The sequence below is a fragment of the Streptomyces sp. NBC_01384 genome (assembly GCF_045040035.1).
GTDB lineage: Bacteria > Actinomycetota > Actinomycetes > Streptomycetales > Streptomycetaceae > Streptomyces.
The window spans coordinates 4,607,477-4,623,538 of the sequence record NZ_CP109559.1 but is presented as its reverse complement, the minus strand read 5'-3'; the positions used below and the strand labels follow the sequence as shown (position 1 = coordinate 4,623,538).

Annotated in this window: 18 protein-coding genes; 7 read left to right on the top strand and 11 right to left on the bottom strand. The window is 71.9% G+C overall.

Features of this window, described 5'->3' with window-relative positions:
- Positions 1-182: 182 nt before the first annotated feature.
- The gene (locus OG747_RS21110) at positions 183-458 is read left to right on the top strand and encodes an SCO5918 family protein (RefSeq protein WP_405880886.1); all 276 of its coding nucleotides are present in this window, start codon (positions 183-185) and stop codon (positions 456-458) included.
- A gap of 114 nt (positions 459-572) precedes the next feature.
- On the opposite strand, the gene OG747_RS21105 is transcribed toward OG747_RS21110, so the two are convergent.
- Positions 573-1,403, bottom strand: coding sequence for a hypothetical protein (locus OG747_RS21105; protein ID WP_405880885.1), 831 nt, complete (start codon positions 1,401-1,403; stop codon positions 573-575).
- A gap of 229 nt (positions 1,404-1,632) precedes the next feature.
- On the bottom strand, positions 1,633-2,055 hold the full coding sequence (locus tag OG747_RS21100) for an ATP-binding protein (protein WP_405880884.1): 423 nt from the start codon (positions 2,053-2,055) through the stop codon (positions 1,633-1,635).
- A 269-nt stretch (positions 2,056-2,324) separates the two neighbouring features.
- On the opposite strand from OG747_RS21100, the gene OG747_RS21095 reads away from it, so the two are divergent.
- Positions 2,325-2,888, top strand: coding sequence for a hypothetical protein (locus tag OG747_RS21095; RefSeq protein ID WP_405880883.1), 564 nt, complete (start codon positions 2,325-2,327; stop codon positions 2,886-2,888).
- A gap of 25 nt (positions 2,889-2,913) precedes the next feature.
- On the opposite strand, the gene OG747_RS21090 is transcribed toward OG747_RS21095, so the two are convergent.
- From OG747_RS21090 to modA, 3 genes are read right to left on the bottom strand one after another with little or no spacing between them, the layout of a single operon-like run.
- A complete protein-coding gene (locus tag OG747_RS21090; protein WP_405880882.1) occupies positions 2,914-4,053 on the bottom strand; it encodes an ABC transporter ATP-binding protein in 1,140 nt (379 codons plus the stop codon).
- The gene (locus OG747_RS21085; RefSeq protein WP_405880881.1) at positions 4,050-4,916 is read right to left on the bottom strand and encodes an ABC transporter permease; all 867 of its coding nucleotides are present in this window, start codon (positions 4,914-4,916) and stop codon (positions 4,050-4,052) included. The genes OG747_RS21090 and OG747_RS21085 overlap by 4 nt, the downstream gene beginning before the upstream one ends.
- Positions 4,913-5,767 carry a molybdate ABC transporter substrate-binding protein gene (modA, locus tag OG747_RS21080; RefSeq protein WP_405880880.1) on the bottom strand — a complete coding sequence of 285 codons (855 nt, stop codon included), beginning with the start codon at positions 5,765-5,767 and terminating at the stop codon, positions 4,913-4,915. Before modA ends, OG747_RS21085 begins: the two co-directional genes overlap by 4 nt.
- Positions 5,768-5,942: 175 nt before the next feature.
- On the opposite strand from modA, the gene OG747_RS21075 reads away from it, so the two are divergent.
- Both OG747_RS21075 and OG747_RS21070 read left to right on the top strand, forming a co-directional pair.
- On the top strand, positions 5,943-6,431 hold the full coding sequence (locus OG747_RS21075; protein WP_405880879.1) for a molybdopterin-dependent oxidoreductase: 489 nt from the start codon (positions 5,943-5,945) through the stop codon (positions 6,429-6,431).
- Positions 6,432-6,458: 27 nt separating this feature from the next.
- Entirely contained in the window at positions 6,459-6,716 is a 258-nt protein-coding gene (locus tag OG747_RS21070; RefSeq protein WP_405880878.1) for a hypothetical protein, read from the top strand.
- 26 nt (positions 6,717-6,742) lie between these two features.
- On the opposite strand, the gene OG747_RS21065 is transcribed toward OG747_RS21070, so the two are convergent.
- Both OG747_RS21065 and OG747_RS21060 read right to left on the bottom strand, forming a co-directional pair.
- Positions 6,743-7,138, bottom strand: a complete 396-nt coding sequence (locus tag OG747_RS21065) for a molybdopterin-binding protein (RefSeq protein WP_405880877.1) — start codon at positions 7,136-7,138, stop codon at positions 6,743-6,745.
- Positions 7,139-7,232: 94 nt separating this feature from the next.
- Positions 7,233-7,481 carry a hypothetical protein gene (locus OG747_RS21060; RefSeq protein ID WP_405880876.1) on the bottom strand — a complete coding sequence of 83 codons (249 nt, stop codon included), beginning with the start codon at positions 7,479-7,481 and terminating at the stop codon, positions 7,233-7,235.
- 227 nt (positions 7,482-7,708) lie between these two features.
- On the opposite strand from OG747_RS21060, the gene OG747_RS21055 reads away from it, so the two are divergent.
- A complete protein-coding gene (locus tag OG747_RS21055) occupies positions 7,709-9,259 on the top strand; it encodes a serine/threonine-protein kinase (RefSeq protein ID WP_405880875.1) in 1,551 nt (516 codons plus the stop codon).
- 162 nt (positions 9,260-9,421) lie between these two features.
- Here the strand turns inward: OG747_RS21055 and OG747_RS21050 are convergent, their stop codons facing one another.
- Both OG747_RS21050 and OG747_RS21045 read right to left on the bottom strand, forming a co-directional pair.
- The gene (locus tag OG747_RS21050; RefSeq protein WP_405880874.1) at positions 9,422-10,267 is read right to left on the bottom strand and encodes a Cof-type HAD-IIB family hydrolase; all 846 of its coding nucleotides are present in this window, start codon (positions 10,265-10,267) and stop codon (positions 9,422-9,424) included.
- A 101-nt stretch (positions 10,268-10,368) separates the two neighbouring features.
- Positions 10,369-12,345 carry a YncE family protein gene (locus OG747_RS21045; protein ID WP_405880873.1) on the bottom strand — a complete coding sequence of 659 codons (1,977 nt, stop codon included), beginning with the start codon at positions 12,343-12,345 and terminating at the stop codon, positions 10,369-10,371.
- Positions 12,346-12,598: 253 nt separating this feature from the next.
- On the opposite strand from OG747_RS21045, the gene OG747_RS21040 reads away from it, so the two are divergent.
- Positions 12,599-12,748, top strand: coding sequence for a hypothetical protein (locus tag OG747_RS21040; protein ID WP_405886097.1), 150 nt, complete (start codon positions 12,599-12,601; stop codon positions 12,746-12,748).
- Between the two features lie 93 nt (positions 12,749-12,841).
- Entirely contained in the window at positions 12,842-13,651 is an 810-nt protein-coding gene (locus tag OG747_RS21035) for a L,D-transpeptidase family protein (RefSeq protein ID WP_405880872.1), read from the top strand.
- A 109-nt stretch (positions 13,652-13,760) separates the two neighbouring features.
- Here the strand turns inward: OG747_RS21035 and OG747_RS21030 are convergent, their stop codons facing one another.
- Together OG747_RS21030 and OG747_RS21025 are read right to left on the bottom strand one after the other, a co-directional pair.
- Positions 13,761-15,176 carry a hypothetical protein gene (locus OG747_RS21030; protein WP_405880871.1) on the bottom strand — a complete coding sequence of 472 codons (1,416 nt, stop codon included), beginning with the start codon at positions 15,174-15,176 and terminating at the stop codon, positions 13,761-13,763.
- Positions 15,173-16,045: a class I SAM-dependent methyltransferase gene (locus OG747_RS21025; protein WP_405885617.1), complete on the bottom strand. Its 873-nt coding sequence runs from the start codon at positions 16,043-16,045 to the stop codon at positions 15,173-15,175. Before OG747_RS21025 ends, OG747_RS21030 begins: the two co-directional genes overlap by 4 nt.
- Positions 16,046-16,062: the final 17 nt, after the last annotated feature.

Genomic DNA, 16,062 nt, shown 5'->3' with positions numbered 1-16,062 from the left:
GCTTTTTTCGCTCTCCCGCCCGGTTCGATCCCGGTCGGCTCCGAATCAGTCCCGATCGGCCCCGGCTCAGTTCCGGTCGGCCCCGGATTGAATTTCCGGCGAATTTTCTGGCCACCGTGCCCACTTTCCGCTCCGCCGTGCCCACCTTCCGGCGCCGGGAAACTTCACCCCACGGAGACACCATGCGTTGCGTGATCGCCCGTTTCCCCTTCGACCTCATCAAGAGCGAGGTCGAGCACTCGATGGCGGGTGTCCAGCCCGAGCCCGTCACCAGCGCGTCCGTGGTCATCGGCCCGCACACCTACCCCGTCAAACAGGTCGGGGAGGTCATCACCAAGCAGGACCGCCGTGACTTCACCGAGGTCGAGGTGGCGCGCGCCCTCACCCGGCTGGGCTTCGTCTGCCGCCCCGCCGCCCCGGCCCGCGCCGCCGTCCCCAGCTGGGCCGAACCGGCGTAGCGGCACGGCGCAGCACCTCGTTCGGCCCAGCGGGATCGCCCCTTCAGGGGTGCGTGGAACCGCGCGAACGGCCCCGCCCACCCGAAGCCGAAGCCGAAGCCGAAGAAGGTCGCCTCAGCCCTTCTTCCACGGGGAGCCGGGGACGCCTGTCCGGACTCGTGCCGCCCCGAAGTCCACCATCGCATAGCGGCCCGGGGAGAGCCGGGCGGTGATGCGGCGGAGGTTGCCGTCGGTGTCGATCCAGTAGGTGAGGGGGGAGGCATCGGCGGGGGTCGCGGAGGCGTTCGGGCGGGGGCGCGGGCCGGAGAAGACACCGTAGCCGTGGCCGTCGAGGCGCTCGTCGCGGAGCCACAGCGGGTCCGACCGGGCGAGGAGTCGGGCGTTGTCGGGGCGGTCGGCGGCGACGGACAGGACCAGGCGCAGGGCGCGGTCCAATGGGGCCGTGGAGTAGGGGCGGTGGGTCCACTGGTCGCGCTTCAGGCTGCGGGCCTTGCGGGCGGCCTGCGCGGCGGTCGTCACGATGTCGGGGGCGGGTGCTCGGGTGGTTGTTCGGCCGGGCTCGGCGCCGGGTGCCGGGGCCGGGGGGCGGGCCACGGCGATGCCCTCCAGGTCCCAGGCGAGCAGGCCCCGTAGGGTCCGGGCGTCGTCCACCACCTCGTACGCGCCCACCGCCCGGTGCGCATGCTGGTCGGCCACCGCGTGCACCGTGATCGTCCCGTCTCCCGTTCCCGCCGCGGGCAGTCGTACCGTGACCTCGGAGGGGCTCGCCTCGTACGCGCGGAAGCGGGCCAGTGCCATGCGCTGGACCTCGTCCGTCGAGACCGGGCGCGCGGGGGTGTCCCCGCCGCCGGAGAGCAGGAGCAGCAGGGCGGTCAGGGCGCCGGCCACCACCGTCGTGGCTGCGACGGCCGGCACAAAGGTCTTCTTGCGAGGAGAGAAGCGCATGGGTTGTCTCTACATGCGGTCGGGCCGCCCACCGGTCCACTCCGGTGGGCGGCCCGCCCCACGTCACCCTCCCGGGTGAGGCGGATGATGGGGCTCAGCGCTTCTTGGCCCTTGTAGGCGCAGGCGGGGGTGCGGGGTGGGCGTGGTGAGATGACGGGGCATCAGGCGGGGCGCCGTGGGTGGGCCGCCGGACACCGAGTCCGCCGGCCGTGGAGTGGTGAGCCGGGAGCTATACCGCCAGGATCGCGCGTACCGTCTTGCCGCCCATGCCTGTGTTGACGACCTCCAGGCGGTGGGCGAGTTGCTGCACCATCGCGAGGCCGCGGCCGCTCTCCGCGTCCATGTCCACCGGGCCGACCCGGGGCCGGCCGGGGCTGTCGTCGTGAACCTCGACGGTCACCTCGCCGCCGTGCCCCAACTGCAGTCGCAGTCGGCAGCCGGTGCGGCCGTGCCGGACGGCGTTGGCGACGAGTTCCGAGGCGATGAGCGTGGCGTCGTCGACCTGGTCGGCGGTCGGTGCCGCCGTTCGCGGACGCGGCCTGGTCAGGAACGCCGAGGTCAACCTGCGGGCCCTGCCTGCGGAAACGGCCGCGCGCGGCAGTGTGTACTCCACGCGGGCGGTTTGCCGGACGGCGCGCTGCTGCGCACGCATGACAACCTCACTTCCCCTCCCAGGACAACCGGTGCCCGGCGGCCGGACCCCCCGCCGGCCGGGACCCGCGCGAAACGGTGCGCGGCCGGTCCTGCCTCCGGGTGATGCCCGCCCCCGGCGATCGGCAACCAGGGGCGGAGGTCACAAACCTGCCAAGGCTGTACAGCGGGCGGTTACCGCGGATGTTCCTGGGGCGGGGCGGGACGGCGGGGGTGAACGGAGCGGGGCCACGAGGTGCGTCAACTCGATGTGCGGTCACCCCGCGGTACGTGCCGGATCAGCGCGAGGCCGGCCGGCAGCATGACCGTTCCGGTCGCTCCGGTCGCACCAGTCGCTTCGGCGCCAACGCGGGCCAGTACGGCCGGCGGCTGCGCAAGCTCGGCTACACCGGCCGGATCGTCTCCTTCGAACCCACCGCGGACGCCTTCGAGAAGCTGGAGCGGGCGGCGAAGAAGGACGACGACTGGTGGGTGTACAACGTCGGACTCGGCCGTGCGGACTCCGCCCAGTCCATCCACGTGGGCTGGAACACCATGAACTCCCTGCTCCCGCCCAGCGATTACGGCAAGGACCGCTACCTGCGGTTCGCGAAGACCCATACCGAGTTCGCGGGCGCCGGTGACCGGGTCGCGGACTTCGTGGGCATGCAGTCGGAGGTCGCGGCGCTGCGGCTCTACGAGGGCAGCCCGCGGATGGCCGAGGCGATCGCCACGTACGAGGGCGGCGGGTTCGAGATCTCGGGCATGTACCCGGTGACGCGCGAGGAGACCACCGGCCGGGTGGTCGAGTTCGACTGCGTGATGGTCCGCGCGGACGCCGTACCCAAGGAGTAGCCGCTCACCGGCCCTTCGCCCCTCGTCATGCCGGATAGGCGTGCGTCTGGGTGGCCTTCACCGTCGCCCAGACCGGGGCCCCCGTGTGCAGGTCGAGTTCGGCCGCGGCGGCGGTCGTCAGGTCGGCGGCGAGCGGGAGTTCGCCGGTGAGGTCCGCGCGGATCTGGTCGCCGTGCGTCTCCAGGCCCGCGACCTCGCACCGCCACAGGTTGCGTGCGCTGGAGCCGGTCGGGCGGTCGCGGTACAGCGTGACGGCGCCGGGCGGGAACGCCACGAAGACGGGACCGGCCAGGTCCTCGGTCGTGGTGATCGCCGGGCCCGCGTCCAGCCGTACGGTGTGGCCCTCGGCGGCGCCCCGGTAGAGGTTGAGGCCGACCAGCCGGGCGATGTAGTCCGTGCGCGGGTGGCGGGCGATGTCCGCCGGCGTCCCGTCCTGGACCACCCGGCCGTGCTCGACGACGACCAGCCGGTCGGCCAGCACCATCGCGTCCAGCGGGTCGTGTGTCACGAGTACGGCGACGGCCTCGAAGTCGCCCAGATGGCGCCGGATTTGGGAGCGTACGTCCAGGCGGGTGCGGGCGTCGAGCGCGGCGAGCGGTTCGTCCAGCAGGAGCAGCCGGGGGCGGGTGGCCAGCGCCCGGGCGAGCGCGACGCGCTGTGCCTGCCCGCCGGACAGCCGGCGCGGCTTGGCGGCCGCGTGCTCGGCGAGCCCCATCCGCTCCAGCCACTGTGCGGCCTGCGCCCGTGCCGCCGTCTTCGGCACGCCCTGGCAGCGCGGCCCGAACGCCACGTTGTCCAGGGCGGACAGGTGCGGGAAGAGCAGGTAGTCCTGGAAGACGACGCCGACCGGGCGGGACTCGGGCGGCGTACGGTCCAGATCCGCGCCGTCCAGCCGCAGCCGTCCGCCGGCGGACAGCGGGGTGAGCCCCGCCAGCGCACGCAACGCGGTGGTCTTTCCCGCCCCGTTCGGCCCGAGCAGCGCCACGACCTCGCCGGGTGCGGCGGTCAGGGCGACGTCGAGGTGGAAGGCGCCGCGGTGCACGACGAGGCGGGCTTCGAGGCCCTCCCCGGAGGCAGGTTCGCCGGCGAATGTGACACTCGCCCCGCCAGTGTCACATTCGCTGGTGGACATACCCTTCCCCGGCGCGGGGTTCATGTCCGTCATGACGCCGTCATCCAGCGGTCCCGCAGGCCCGCCAGGACCGCGATCGACACCGTCAGCAGGACCAGGCTCAGGGCGATCGCGGCCTCCGGGTCGTTCTGGAGGGCCAGGTAGACGGCGAGGGGCATGGTCTGGGTGCGGCCGGGGAAGTTGCCCGCGAAGGTGATCGTCGCTCCGAACTCGCCGAGGGCCCGCGCCCACGCCAGTACGGCACCGGCCGCGATCCCGGGCGCGATCAACGGCAGGGTGACCCGGCGGAACGCGGTGAACCGGGAGGCGCCGAGCGTCGCCGCCGCCTCCTCGTAGCGCGGATCGGCCGCCCGCAGCGTGCCCTCCACGCTGATGACCAGGAACGGCATCGCCACGAACGCCTCCGCGACCACGACCCCCGCCGTGGTGAACGGCAGCGTGATCCCGAACCACGCGTCCAGCCACTGCCCGACGACACCGTTGCGCCCGAGTGCCAGCAGCAGCGCCACACCGCCCACCACCGGGGGCAGGACGAGGGGCAGGGTCACCAGGGCTCGTACGAGGCCGCGTCCCGGGAAGTCCGTACGGGCGAGAAGCCAGGCCAGGGGCACCCCCAGCACCAGGCTCACCCCGGTCGCCGCCGTCGCGGAGAGCAGGGACAGCTGCAGCGCCTGCCAGACCTCCGTGCTGGTCAGCTGATCGGGGAGGCTGCGCCACGGGGCGCGTAGGAGAAGAGCGATCAGGGGGAGGAGGAGGAAGGCCAGGCCGACCAGGGCGGGGAGGAGGAGGGGAAGCGGGACCCCGGCCGGCCGGCCGCCCGCCCGGACGCGTCGGCGCCGCGGCCCACCGGTGAGGGTGTCGGCCTCGGCGTCGGACGCGTCCGGCTCGGGAGTCACGGCTGCAGGAATCCCGCCGCGGTCAGTACCTTCTGCCCCTCGGTGGACTGCACGAGCGCGATGAACGCCTTCGCCGCCTCCGCGTGGGGCGCGTCCTTGAGCAGGGTGATCGGGTACTCGTTGATGGCCTGCGCCGACTCGGGGAACTCCACGCCCTCCACCTTGTCACCCGCCGCCTTCACATCGGTCTTGTAGACGACGGCGGCGTCGGCCTCCTTCAGCTCCACCTTCGTCAGGGCGCTCTTGACGTCCTGCTCGTACGAGACCGGGGTGAGCTTCAGCTTGCTCGCGTCCAGCGCCTTCTGTGCGGCGGCGCCGCACGGCACCGTCTTGTCGCAGAGTACGACCTTGAGGCCGGACTTGGTGAGGTCCTTCAGGGAGGCGACCTTGTCGGGGTTGCCGGGCAGGGTCGCGATCTCCAGCTGGTTGCGCACGAAGATGGCGGGCGTGGTCGCCGCGTCCTTCTTGTCCGTCACGATCGCCATGGTCTTGGGGCTGGCCGCGGCGAATACATCGGCCGGGGCGCCCCCGGTGATGCCGGCGGCGAGCGCGTCGCTGCCGGCGAAGTTGAAGGTGACCTTCGTGCCCGGGTGGGCGCTCTCGAACTCCTTGCCTAGGGTCGTGAAGCTCTCCTTGAGCGAGGCGGCGGCGAACACGGTCACCGTGCCGGAGAGCTTCGGCGAGGCGGAGGCCGAGGTGTCGGACTTCGGGGAGGAGCTGGGGTCGGAGGAGGAGTCGGAGGAGGAGTCGGAGGAGGAGCAGGCGCTCAGGGCCAGCAGCGCGGCGGCGCTGACGCCGACGACCTGCAGGGTCCGGCCGGCACGGCGGGTCCGGCGCGCGGATCGGGTCATCACGGGTCTACTCCCTAGGAAGCCTCTGGCATGCTGACGCCGATCATACTTCCGCAGATGCAAGCCAGAAGTCTCCTGTCGCATCGCATGAGCTGCACAATTGTTGCCTGGGTATATGCATGTGCGTTTGTACGGGACCGCCTTCTGGGTACGGTCATCCGGGAGGTGGTGCCCGGTGAGCCAGTCCCAGAGCCAGTCCCTGAATCAGCCGCCCGCCCACTCGCTCGCGTCGGTCACCCTGAGCGGAGACCTCGCCCGCCCGGTCCGGCTGACCGTGCCCGACCTGCTGGCCTGGCCCCAGCACCGGGCTCGGGTCAGCTTCGAGTGCGCCACCAGCGGCGTGCAGCACCACCGCTTCGAGGGGCCCCTGCTGCACGACGTCCTGCACGACGCCGGACCCGGCTTCGACCCCGCCCGCCGCAAGGACCGGCTGCGCTTCCTCATCGCGGTGACCGGGGCGGACGGCCACCACGCCCTGCTCACCTGGGCCGAGATCGACCCGGACTTCGCGCACGCCCCGGTCCTCCTCGCGGTCGGCATCGACGACACCCCGCTGGACCGGGCGGGCCCCCAGCTCGTCCTGCCCCAGGACCGCTGCGGCGCCCGGCACATCAGCGGCATCAACGCGATCAGGGTGGACGGGCGCTACCCCTCATGGACGTGATGCGAAAGCGTCCGCGAATCTGACGGGATGCCGCTGTGCCGGCTGGAGTACCTGGTCGCACTCGCCCGGGAGCGGCACTTCGCCCGCGCGGCGGCCGCCTGCTCCGTCTCGGGTTCCTCGCTGTCCGCGCGGGCCCGTCACGCGGCGGGCACCCGGGAGATCCCGGAGTCGTGGCCCGACGGTGCGCCGATCCGGGACGAGTGCCTGATCGTCGACGCGGGTGCGCCGGCGGGAACGGGGGCGCGCTCGTACTCCGTCTCCGTCACCATGTGGTCGAGCGGGTGACCGAGTAGCAGGCGGCCGCCGCCCGCTCAGACCCGGTCGATGTGCACGTTCGTCGACTTCACTCGGGCGGTGGCCTCCATGCCGACCTCGAGGCCGAGTTCCTCGACGGCCTCCCGGGTCAGCAGGGAGACCAGTCGGTGCGGTCCGGCCTGGATCTCCACCTGGGCCGCCACGTCGCCGAGCTTCACGGCGGTGACGATGCCCGGGAACGCGTTGCGTACGGAGGTGTAGGAGGCGTCCTCCTCACCACTGCCGCCCTTGGCGAGCTCGACCGAGAAGGCCGCGAGATCCCGCCCGTCGATGACGCGCCGCCCGCCCTCGTCCCGGTGCGTGGCCATCCGCCCGGCGTCTGCCCACCGCCGGGCGGTGTCGGGGCTGACGCCGAGCAGCCGGGCCGCCTGACCGATGGTGTAGGACTGCATGCGCGCCAAGATAGGCGCGAAATCCTTGCATATGCAAGCAAGCGGGCCGTGACACACGCCGCTGCCGTGACAGACGCCGCTCAGGCGCTGGTCGTCACAGTTCACCCTTGACGTACGAGCGGGCCGCGGCCATGACGTCCTTGTGCCGGTCCTCGGCGATGGCCTGCAGTGGCGAGTCGTGCTCCAGCTGCGGGAGCTCGATGATCTGGAACACCTGGTGGGCGGCTCGCAGACGCAGCTCGGAGTCGATTCTGGGGCTGTTCCGGGAGGTGCACCACTTGCCGACCTGCTTCGGGTCCTCGATGCCGGCGATGAACGGAGAGGCCGCGCTGGAGGCGGTCACCGCGTTCCTGGAGGAGGACGAGCACCTGGGTACGGCGACGACGACCAGCTCGCGGCCCGCGTCACCGTGCCCGTGCCCAGGACGGCTCCCAAGGATCCTGAGCTCCCTGAGGCCCTTGAGGCACCTGCCGTGTCGTGGCCGAAAGTATCGCCGCAACCCGCGCCGACTATGGTGTCGACACGAATCGAACGCACAGCGGTTCGAAGAGAGTCGGCGAGGGGCACGCGGTGGCGGACGAGGGGCGGCTGATCGCCGGGCGGTACCGGCTGATCGAACAGATCGGCCGTGGTGGCATGGGCACGGTGTGGCGTGCCGAGGACGAGGTCCTCAGCCGCGAGGTCGCGCTCAAGCGACTGCACGTCCAGCGGCACCTGACCGACGACGAGCTGGCCACCCTGCACGAACGCACCCGCCGTGAGGCGCGCAGCGCCGCCCGTATCGCCCATCGCCATGTGGTCGTCGTGCACGACGTGGTGGACGACGAAGGGCTGCCCTGCATCGTCATGGAGTACGTGCCCTCCACCACCCTCGCCGCACTGCTCACGGGCGGCGCCGTGGTGCCGCCCGTCGAGGCGGCCCGGGTCGGCCTCGGTATGGTCGCCGCGCTGCGGGCCGCGCACGCCGCCGGGGTGCTGCACCGGGACGTCAAGCCCGGCAACGTCCTGCTGGGCGCCGACGGCCGGGTCGTCCTCACCGACTTCGGCATCGCTATGGCGACCGGCACCTCGACACTGACCAAGACCGGCGAGATCATCGGCTCGATCGACTACATCGCGCCCGAACGGATGCGGGGCAAGAAGCCCGGACCCGCCGCGGACCTGTGGGCGCTTGGAGCGACCCTCTACCAGTCCGTCGAGGGGCGGCCCCCGTTCCGTAAGGCCACGGCCGTGGAGACGGCGTACGCCATCGCCGTCGACCCGCTCGAACCCATGAAGCAGGCCGGGCCGCTGGAGCCGCTGATCGACGCGCTGCTGGCGAAGGACCCTGAGGAGCGGCCGTCGGCGGAGGAGGCGGAGCGGGTTCTGAGGGGAGTGGTGTCGGGGGCGCCGACGCAGCTGATGCCCACGCGGCCGGTTCCGGCTCCGGCTCCGGTTCCGGTTCCGGTTTCCGTTCCGGCAACAGCGACGACAGCGGCACTGGCAGCCGCGACGACGGTGCTCCCCTCTTCCCCACCCCCGTCCCGCCCCCGCAGGCGCCGCGTGCTCGTCGGGAGCGTGCTGGCCGTGGCGCTGGCCGGCGCGACCCTGGCGGCCGGGCTCTCCATGGCGGGGGACGACAACGGCGGCACACACCGGGGGGCCGCCGCGACGGCCTCCGCCTCCGCACCCGCGCCCGTCCCCGCGGGCTTCCACCGGGTCAAGGACGAGAAGCTGGGCATCTCCTTCCCGGTGCCGGAAGGCTGGAAGCGCGGCAGGGCCACGGCCGAACAGGTCACCTACACCGACAAGACCGGCCTCGTGGAACTCACCATCGGCATGGTCGAGCCGGCGGGCGCGAACCCCGAGTCGCACTTCACGAGCATCGAGGCGAACACCAAGGTCAACTACCCCTCGTCGTACCGGAAACTGCGCATGCTGCGCACCACGTTCCAGGAGAAGCCTGCGGCCGTGTGGGAGTTCACCTTCCAGGGGCGGGTCCGGGTGTTCCGAGCCATCGACCTGGGCTTCGGCCAGGAGGGCGGCAGGGAGTACGACATCTACCTGTCGGCCCCGGACGCCCAGTGGGACGACTACCGCCCGGTCTTCGACAAGGTCTCGGCGGGCTTCTGGGTCGACTGACGGGTGGCAGCGGGTTCAGAACCTGCTGTCCGTCAGCTCGCCGGCGTCGAGCGGCAGCCGCAGGCTGACCCGGCGGCGTACGGAGGCGAGTTCGCGGTGCGGGGGCGAGCGTGGTACGGCCAGTACCGGGCAGGCGGCGTGCGCGAGGCAGTCACGTGGTCTTCACATGGCCGGCAGGCGCAGCATGCGGGCGATGGTGCGCAGGACGCCGTTCTCGTTGTTGGAGGGGGCGAGGTGGCGGGCCCGGCGGATGATGTCCGGGTGGGCGTTGGCCATGGCGAAGGACCACTCCGCGGCGTCGAGCATTTCGAGGTCGTTGAAGTAGTCGCCGAACACCATCGTCTGTGCGGGCGTGATGCCCAGCTCGCGCTGGAGGCTCCGGACGGCGGCGCCCTTGTCGGCGGTGACGTTCATGACGTCGACCCAGTGCTCGCCGGAGACGACGACCTGGTGGGTCGGGGCGAAGGGCTTCATGGCCGGGGCGGTGTCCCGCTCCACCGGTCCGAAGTCGAAGAGGGCGACCTTGAGGATCTCGTCGTCGACGGTGGTGACGTCGTCGACGGGCTTCAGCCGGGTGTAGTACCGCCGCACCTCGGCCAGGAAGGGTCCGTCGGTCCGCTCGACATAGGCGGTCCGCTTGCCGCAGACGACCGCGCCGACGTCCACCCCGTCGGCCGCGAGCCGCCGCGTCGCGGTGACGATCCGGGCGGCCGCGGACGGGTCCAGGGGATCGGAACTGAGCTCCACCCCGTCCCGTACGACGTAGGTGCCGTTCTCGGCGATGAACACCATGCCCTGCCCCGCGTCGCCGAACTCCTTGGCCAGGGTGGCGTACTGGCGGCCGCTCGCGGGACAGAAGAGCACGTCCCGGCGGCGCAGCTCGGCCAGCGTCGACCACAGGCCGTCGGGTATGCGTTTGGCGTCGTCCAGGAGCGTGCCGTCCATGTCGGTGACGATGAGCCTGATGTCGGCGGCTCCCTCCGGGGGCCGGGACGCGGTGATGGTCATCCCCGGTACCTTACCGGCGGGATACGCGAAACCCCAGGTCGGAGACCTGGGGCTTCGTCACACGGAGGCGGTGCGGACGGACTGGACGGACTGGTTACGGACTAGTTGGAGAAGTACAGGTACTTCCAGGGCCCGTACGTCGTCGTGTTCACGTTGTCGCCGGACGCGCCGTCGACGTACGTCGACCGCATCCGCGCCTTGATCCCGGACTTGCCCGGCGCCCCGAGGCGGACGGCCGACGTGCCGTTCGTGGCGAGCGCGAAGTACTCCGGGTTGCCGTCGGCGGTGTCGTACCACTTTCCGGAGTAGTAGACCTGCAGGTCGAAGCGCTGCTTACGACCCTTGTAGTAGGTCATGGTCGTGGTGAGTACCGGGTCGGTGCTCTTGTGGAACCAGTAGTACGACGTCGAGCCGATCTTGGCCGTCTTGTACTGCTTGGAGACGGCGGTGGAGATCTTGACCCTGGCGTACGCCGTGGACTTCACCGTCTTGGGCGCGAAGCGGGCGTCCCCCTTGAAGACCGCGGTGACGGCCGTGTCGCGCGTCATGCCGACCGTCACGGAGATGTTGCCGCTGGAGTTGACCGTCCCGGTCTTCAGCAGCTTGTTGGGCTTGTCGGCGCCGTAGGGGTCCGCCCAGATCTCGACCGTGCGGTTCTTGTACGTCGAGCCGAGGTGGGCGGTGAAGGAGACGGCCTTGCCGTAGTCGTAGACCATATTGTTGTTGTTCAGGGTCAGCGTCGGCGCCGTACGGGAGACCGTGACCTTGCCGGAGGCGCTGACCGGCATGTGCTCGGCGTCGCCCGCGTAGGAGACCTTGTACGTGACCGTGCCGCCGGCCGGCGGGGTGTCGGTGAAGCTGTACGAGCCGTCCGCCTTCACCGTCACGGCGGGCAGCGCCTTGCCGCTCGGGCTGTCCAGGTCGGTACGGGTGACCTGCAGCTTGGCGCCGCTCGGCAGCGGGACCGTCGCCGACAGCTTTCCGGTCACGGTGAGCTGCTTGGCGCGCGTGGCCGTGGCCGGCGCGTTCACCGTCAGGCTCGGGTTGCTCACCGTCGGGTCGGTGAGCACCTTGAGGGTGTAGTCGTTCTCCGGCCCCGAGAGCGTGAAGATCCGCGAGGAGTCCGGGGCCCACGTCAGGTCGGGTGTGTCCTGCGTGCCGGCCGTGCCGGTGGTGTAGGTGCGGATCGGCTGGGTGGTGTTGGGCCGGTACACGGCCACCTTGGCGCCGTTGACCTGGGCGATCAGTCCGTTCGCGGCGATGTCGGCGCGCTGCCCGGCGGGATAGGAGCCGTCGGCGGTGAACGAGCTGCCGACGTAGGCGTCCCGGTCCGTGCCGTTGACCAGCACCTGCCGGGTGCCGGGCACCAGGTCGATGTCCCTGATGCCCTGGTTCAGCGTGTAGTCGCCGAAGTACCAGGCGGTCAGTCCCGGCGTGCTGCCCGAGACGTCGACGACGGCCATCGAGTCCGTGGAGATACCGGTCTGGCCGACGGCCAGCGTGTCGGGCGCGGACGGGTCGGTGTCGAGCAGCGCCGGGCCCCAGAGCCCCGGATACGGCTGCGGGAACTGCGCGAGCGTCACCGGGTCGGTGCCGCTCGCCGGGTCCACGGCCGGGTCGACCGAGCCCAGGTCGCCGTCCCACTGGTCGCCGTAGGTGAACCAGACCTTGCCGCCGGCGAAGGCGACGGAGCGCGGTCCGGTGTTGGTGGCCACGGTGTACCGGGTCTTGACGTCGAGGGTGGCCGCGTCGAGTGCCACGATCTCGTGGGTGTCCGGTAGGGCCGCGTACAGGGTGGCGCCGTCCTGGGACACCGCCAGGTCGGAGACCGAGCCGAGCGCACTCACCGAGTCGACGAGGGCGCCGTTGTAGTCGGTGGCCAGGATCTTGCCGACCGCACGGTCGCCGACGAACACCCGCTGCAGAGCGGCGTCCGCGACGATGCCGCCGGGTGAGGCGACGTTGGCGGTCGAGGCCGAGGCGGACCCGGCCGCGACGACGCTCAGCGCCGCCGAGCTGAAGAGGACCGCGAGCGCCGTTGCCGTCGCTGTCGCGGTCGAGAATCTGCGCGTACGCACAGTGCTGTTACCCCCACAAAGAATCCCGGTGGCTGACCGGGAGCTGAGTGGCGCCGCGCAACGCCCGAACGTGGCCGCGGACTCGCGGTGACGCGCGGGGCGCGGCTGCCATCGGGCAGCGTATGGCATGCCAGTGACAAATGAGGAGGGGGTTTTCCGTAGCCGGGGTCGGTCATGGACAGCGTCTCTGTCTGCCTCCTGAAGTACATGCCTGGTACGTCTCCGGTTCACGTCCGGGCGGACGGTGGTGCTCGTGGGTCGGGAGCCGTGCTTCTACGACAACTCCCTCGTCGGTGATGTGGTCGTCGTGCGCAACTCGAACGACAAGACGATCGCTCCCGACAACGGCCTCAACGGCTGGAACATGTCATGGAGTCAGTGGAAGGCGGGCTCCGCGCGCTGAGCCGTACGGGGTCGTACGGGGTCGTCGCCGTCCACCGGATCTCGCGTGGCGGGCCTCACCAGTTCCTCACATGTCCCCTCCAGGCTGATGATCATGGCTTCATCGACCATCTCCTTCACCCCGCGCCAGACCCGGTCGGCGATATCGGCCGCGGTTCTGCTCCTGACCACGACGCTCGCCGGGTGCGGGGGCATCGGCACCGTACCGGCCTCCGGCGCCCGGCCGTCGGCCCCGGCGTCCGGCGCCCCCGGCACGACCCAGGCCATGCCCCGGCAGCCCGCCGCCGACGGTGCGGCGTCCACCGCGTCCGTTCCGGCGCGGCTGCCGGGCCTGGGTCCCCGGACGCTGGCCGAGATCCCCGAGAACGCGCGGCAGGTCGTCCTGGTCACCGGCCGGGGCAAGGACTCCCCGATCTCGCAGGTGGTGCTGTACCGCCGTACGACCGAGGGCTGGGAGCCGGGAGCGGCCTGGCCGGCACACAACGCGCTCAAGGGCTGGACGGACGACCACCACGCCGGTGATCTCCACTCGCCCATCGGCGTGTTCACGCTCACCGACGCCGGCGGGCGGCTCGCCGATCCCGGCACCAGACTTCCGTACGACCAGTCGTCGCGGGGCTTCACCCTCGGCGGTACGGGCTTCGAGGGCGAGCCGCTGGCCGGCTCCTTCGACTACGTCGTCGCGATCAACTACAACCACAAGCCCGGAACCTCCCCGCTCGACTGGACCCGCCCGCTCGGCGCGGACAAGGGCGGCGGCATCTGGCTGCACGTCGACCACGGCGGCCCCACGCACGGCTGCGTGAGCCTGGCCCAGGAGCACATGAAGGAACTGCTGCGCACCCTCGATCCCGCCCGGCACCCGGTGATCGTCATGGGCGACGCCGAGTCGCTCCAACGCTGACGCCGACCCGTGCACGTACGAGAGACGGGTAGCCGTAGCCGTACCGTGAAGGCCGCCGCCGACCCTGGCCGGCGGCATCGGTGTGGTTCGACCGCATTTCCGGGGAGAGTCACCATCCCGTCAGGAGGAGGTGGTTGAGGAGCAGGGCCAGGGTGGCCTGCGCGGCGAGCCAGCCACGGGGCCGGGGCAGGAACGCGCACGCCGACAGCAGCCACATCGCGAACGGCAGCCAGATCCGCTCCGTTTCCGCCTTGCTCATGCCGGACAGGTCGGCGACGAGGAGGGCGAGCAGCGCGGCGAGCACCAGCAGGGCGAGGCGGGTTTCGGGGGCGGCAGTGCGGCTGAAGCCGCGCAGACCCTTGCGTAGGGGAGCCACGGCCACGGCCGTACCCACGGCCGTACCCGCCCGGCGCAGGCCCGCCACCGTCGCCGGGCCCACGATCAGCACCGTGCAGGCGAGGTTCGCCCACACCCAGTAGCCGTACGGCCGGGTCCCGCCGATCCCTTCGTAGTAGCGGGTGACCAGCAGGCGGTACGCCTCCCACCAGTTGAAGCCGGCGAGGGTGAACACGACCGGGACCACCGCGAGTCCGGCGAGGAGGTACGGCAGGGGGCGGAGCCGGTGGGAGCCCAGCAGCAGGACGGCACCGGCGATCACCACGAACAGCGTCAGCCCGTACGAGAGATACGCGGTGAGACCGAGGAGGAGCCCGGAGGCGAGGCCCGTCGCCCGCGGCCGGTGTCCCGTGACCGCGAGGGCGAGGAAGGCGACGGCCCAGGCGGCGACCGCGGCGAAGTACCCGTCCGCGGAGGTGCCCACCCATACGGCGGCCGGGGCGAGGACGAGGAAGGGTGCGGCGCGGCGGGCGAGGACCTCCCCGCCCTCTCGGCCCTCCCTGGCCAGCACCCGTACCGCGACCAGGACCGCGACCGGCGCCGTCGCCCCGACAGTGATGCACCAGACGCCCGCCCACCCGCCGCCGCCCAGCCCGATCCGGTCGAGGAGGACGAAGGTGAGGGTGGCCGCGGGGGGATGCCCGGCGATGTGCGCGGGCCAGGGGGCGGGGGAGTGGCTCACGATGTGGTGGGTGAAGTCCCGCAGGGCGACGGGTATGTCGTGGAAGCGGTCGATGACCCGGAGGTACTCGTTCGTGGTCGTCAGCCGCCCGGCGATTCCGCGCTGCCAGCCGTCGACCAGCGCGAGCGAGAACGTCCAGGCCGTGGCGGTGCCCCAGGCGGCCCACAGCAACGCCCGCCAGGGCAGCCGGGCGGCGAGCGGAGGCCCGTACGCGACCACGGCCACGGCCACGACGAGCGCGGCCGGGGTGCCGAGGCCGACATGCGGCTCCCACTGGGCGAACACGGGGGGCCAGCGGACGTACAGCGTGTGGGCGCGGCGTTCGATGGCGGTGCCGACCAGGGCGGCCGCCGTGACGAGCAGGGCCCCGGCCAGGGCGGCGGACAGATCGAGGAGAAGATCGCGACGACGCTCGCCGAGCGGTTCGCGGGGAAGATCGCGGTTCACACCGGCACGCTAGGCCGCGGACCGCCCGCCGGAGCCGCCGCCGGGGTGGACGTCAGCATTTCGTCATGGTTCACGGACGCTTCGGACCCGCCCCTTCCTCCCGTTCCTCCCGTTCCTCCCCTTCCTCCCCCGCGTTCTGGTGCGGCCCGTTGCACCACCGGTTCCTGGCCCGCCGGCCTGCTGTGGCTGCTGTGGCTGCTGCGGTTGCGCAGGGCGACGAAGGAGCGGCCGCCGGTCGACCACTGACCGGCCGGGTGCCAGCCCGCGCGCGCCGCGTACCGGAGCAGGGCCGGGGTGCCGAGGCGGGCCCAGGGGAAGGCGGGTCCGGCGGCGCCCCGGTGGTCGGCGACCCGGACGATATGGACGCTGACGCGTTCGTCGACATCCACGTCCGGGATGGTCTCTACGATCAACAGCCCACTGGGGGAGAGGAGTTGGGACAGCCGGTGCAGGAGGGCGGCCGGGTCGCCGCCGATGCCGACATTGCCGTCGAGGAGGAGGGCGGTGTCCCAGCGGCCCTCCCCGGGGAGGGGTTCGAAGACGGAGCGTCGCAGGGCCTGCCCGCCGAGCCGGACGGTGTGTGCGACGGCCGCCTCGCTGACGTCGATGCCGAGTGCGGGCCGGCCCCGGGCCGCCAGTTCGGCGACGAGCCGCCCCGGTCCGCAGCCCACGTCGAGCACGGTCCCCTCACAGCGCTCCAGCACCCTCAGGTCCACCGCGTCGGCCCGTGCGCACCAGCGCTCCACCTCCAGGGGCAGCAGCCAGCCGTCGGCCCGCCGCAGGAAGAGCGGGCCGCGGCCGGTGACCAGGGCATCTGAGTAGGGGTCGGCGGACCAGGGGCGTAGGGCGTCGCCGTCGGCGACGGACATGGGGCGGAGCGGGCCGG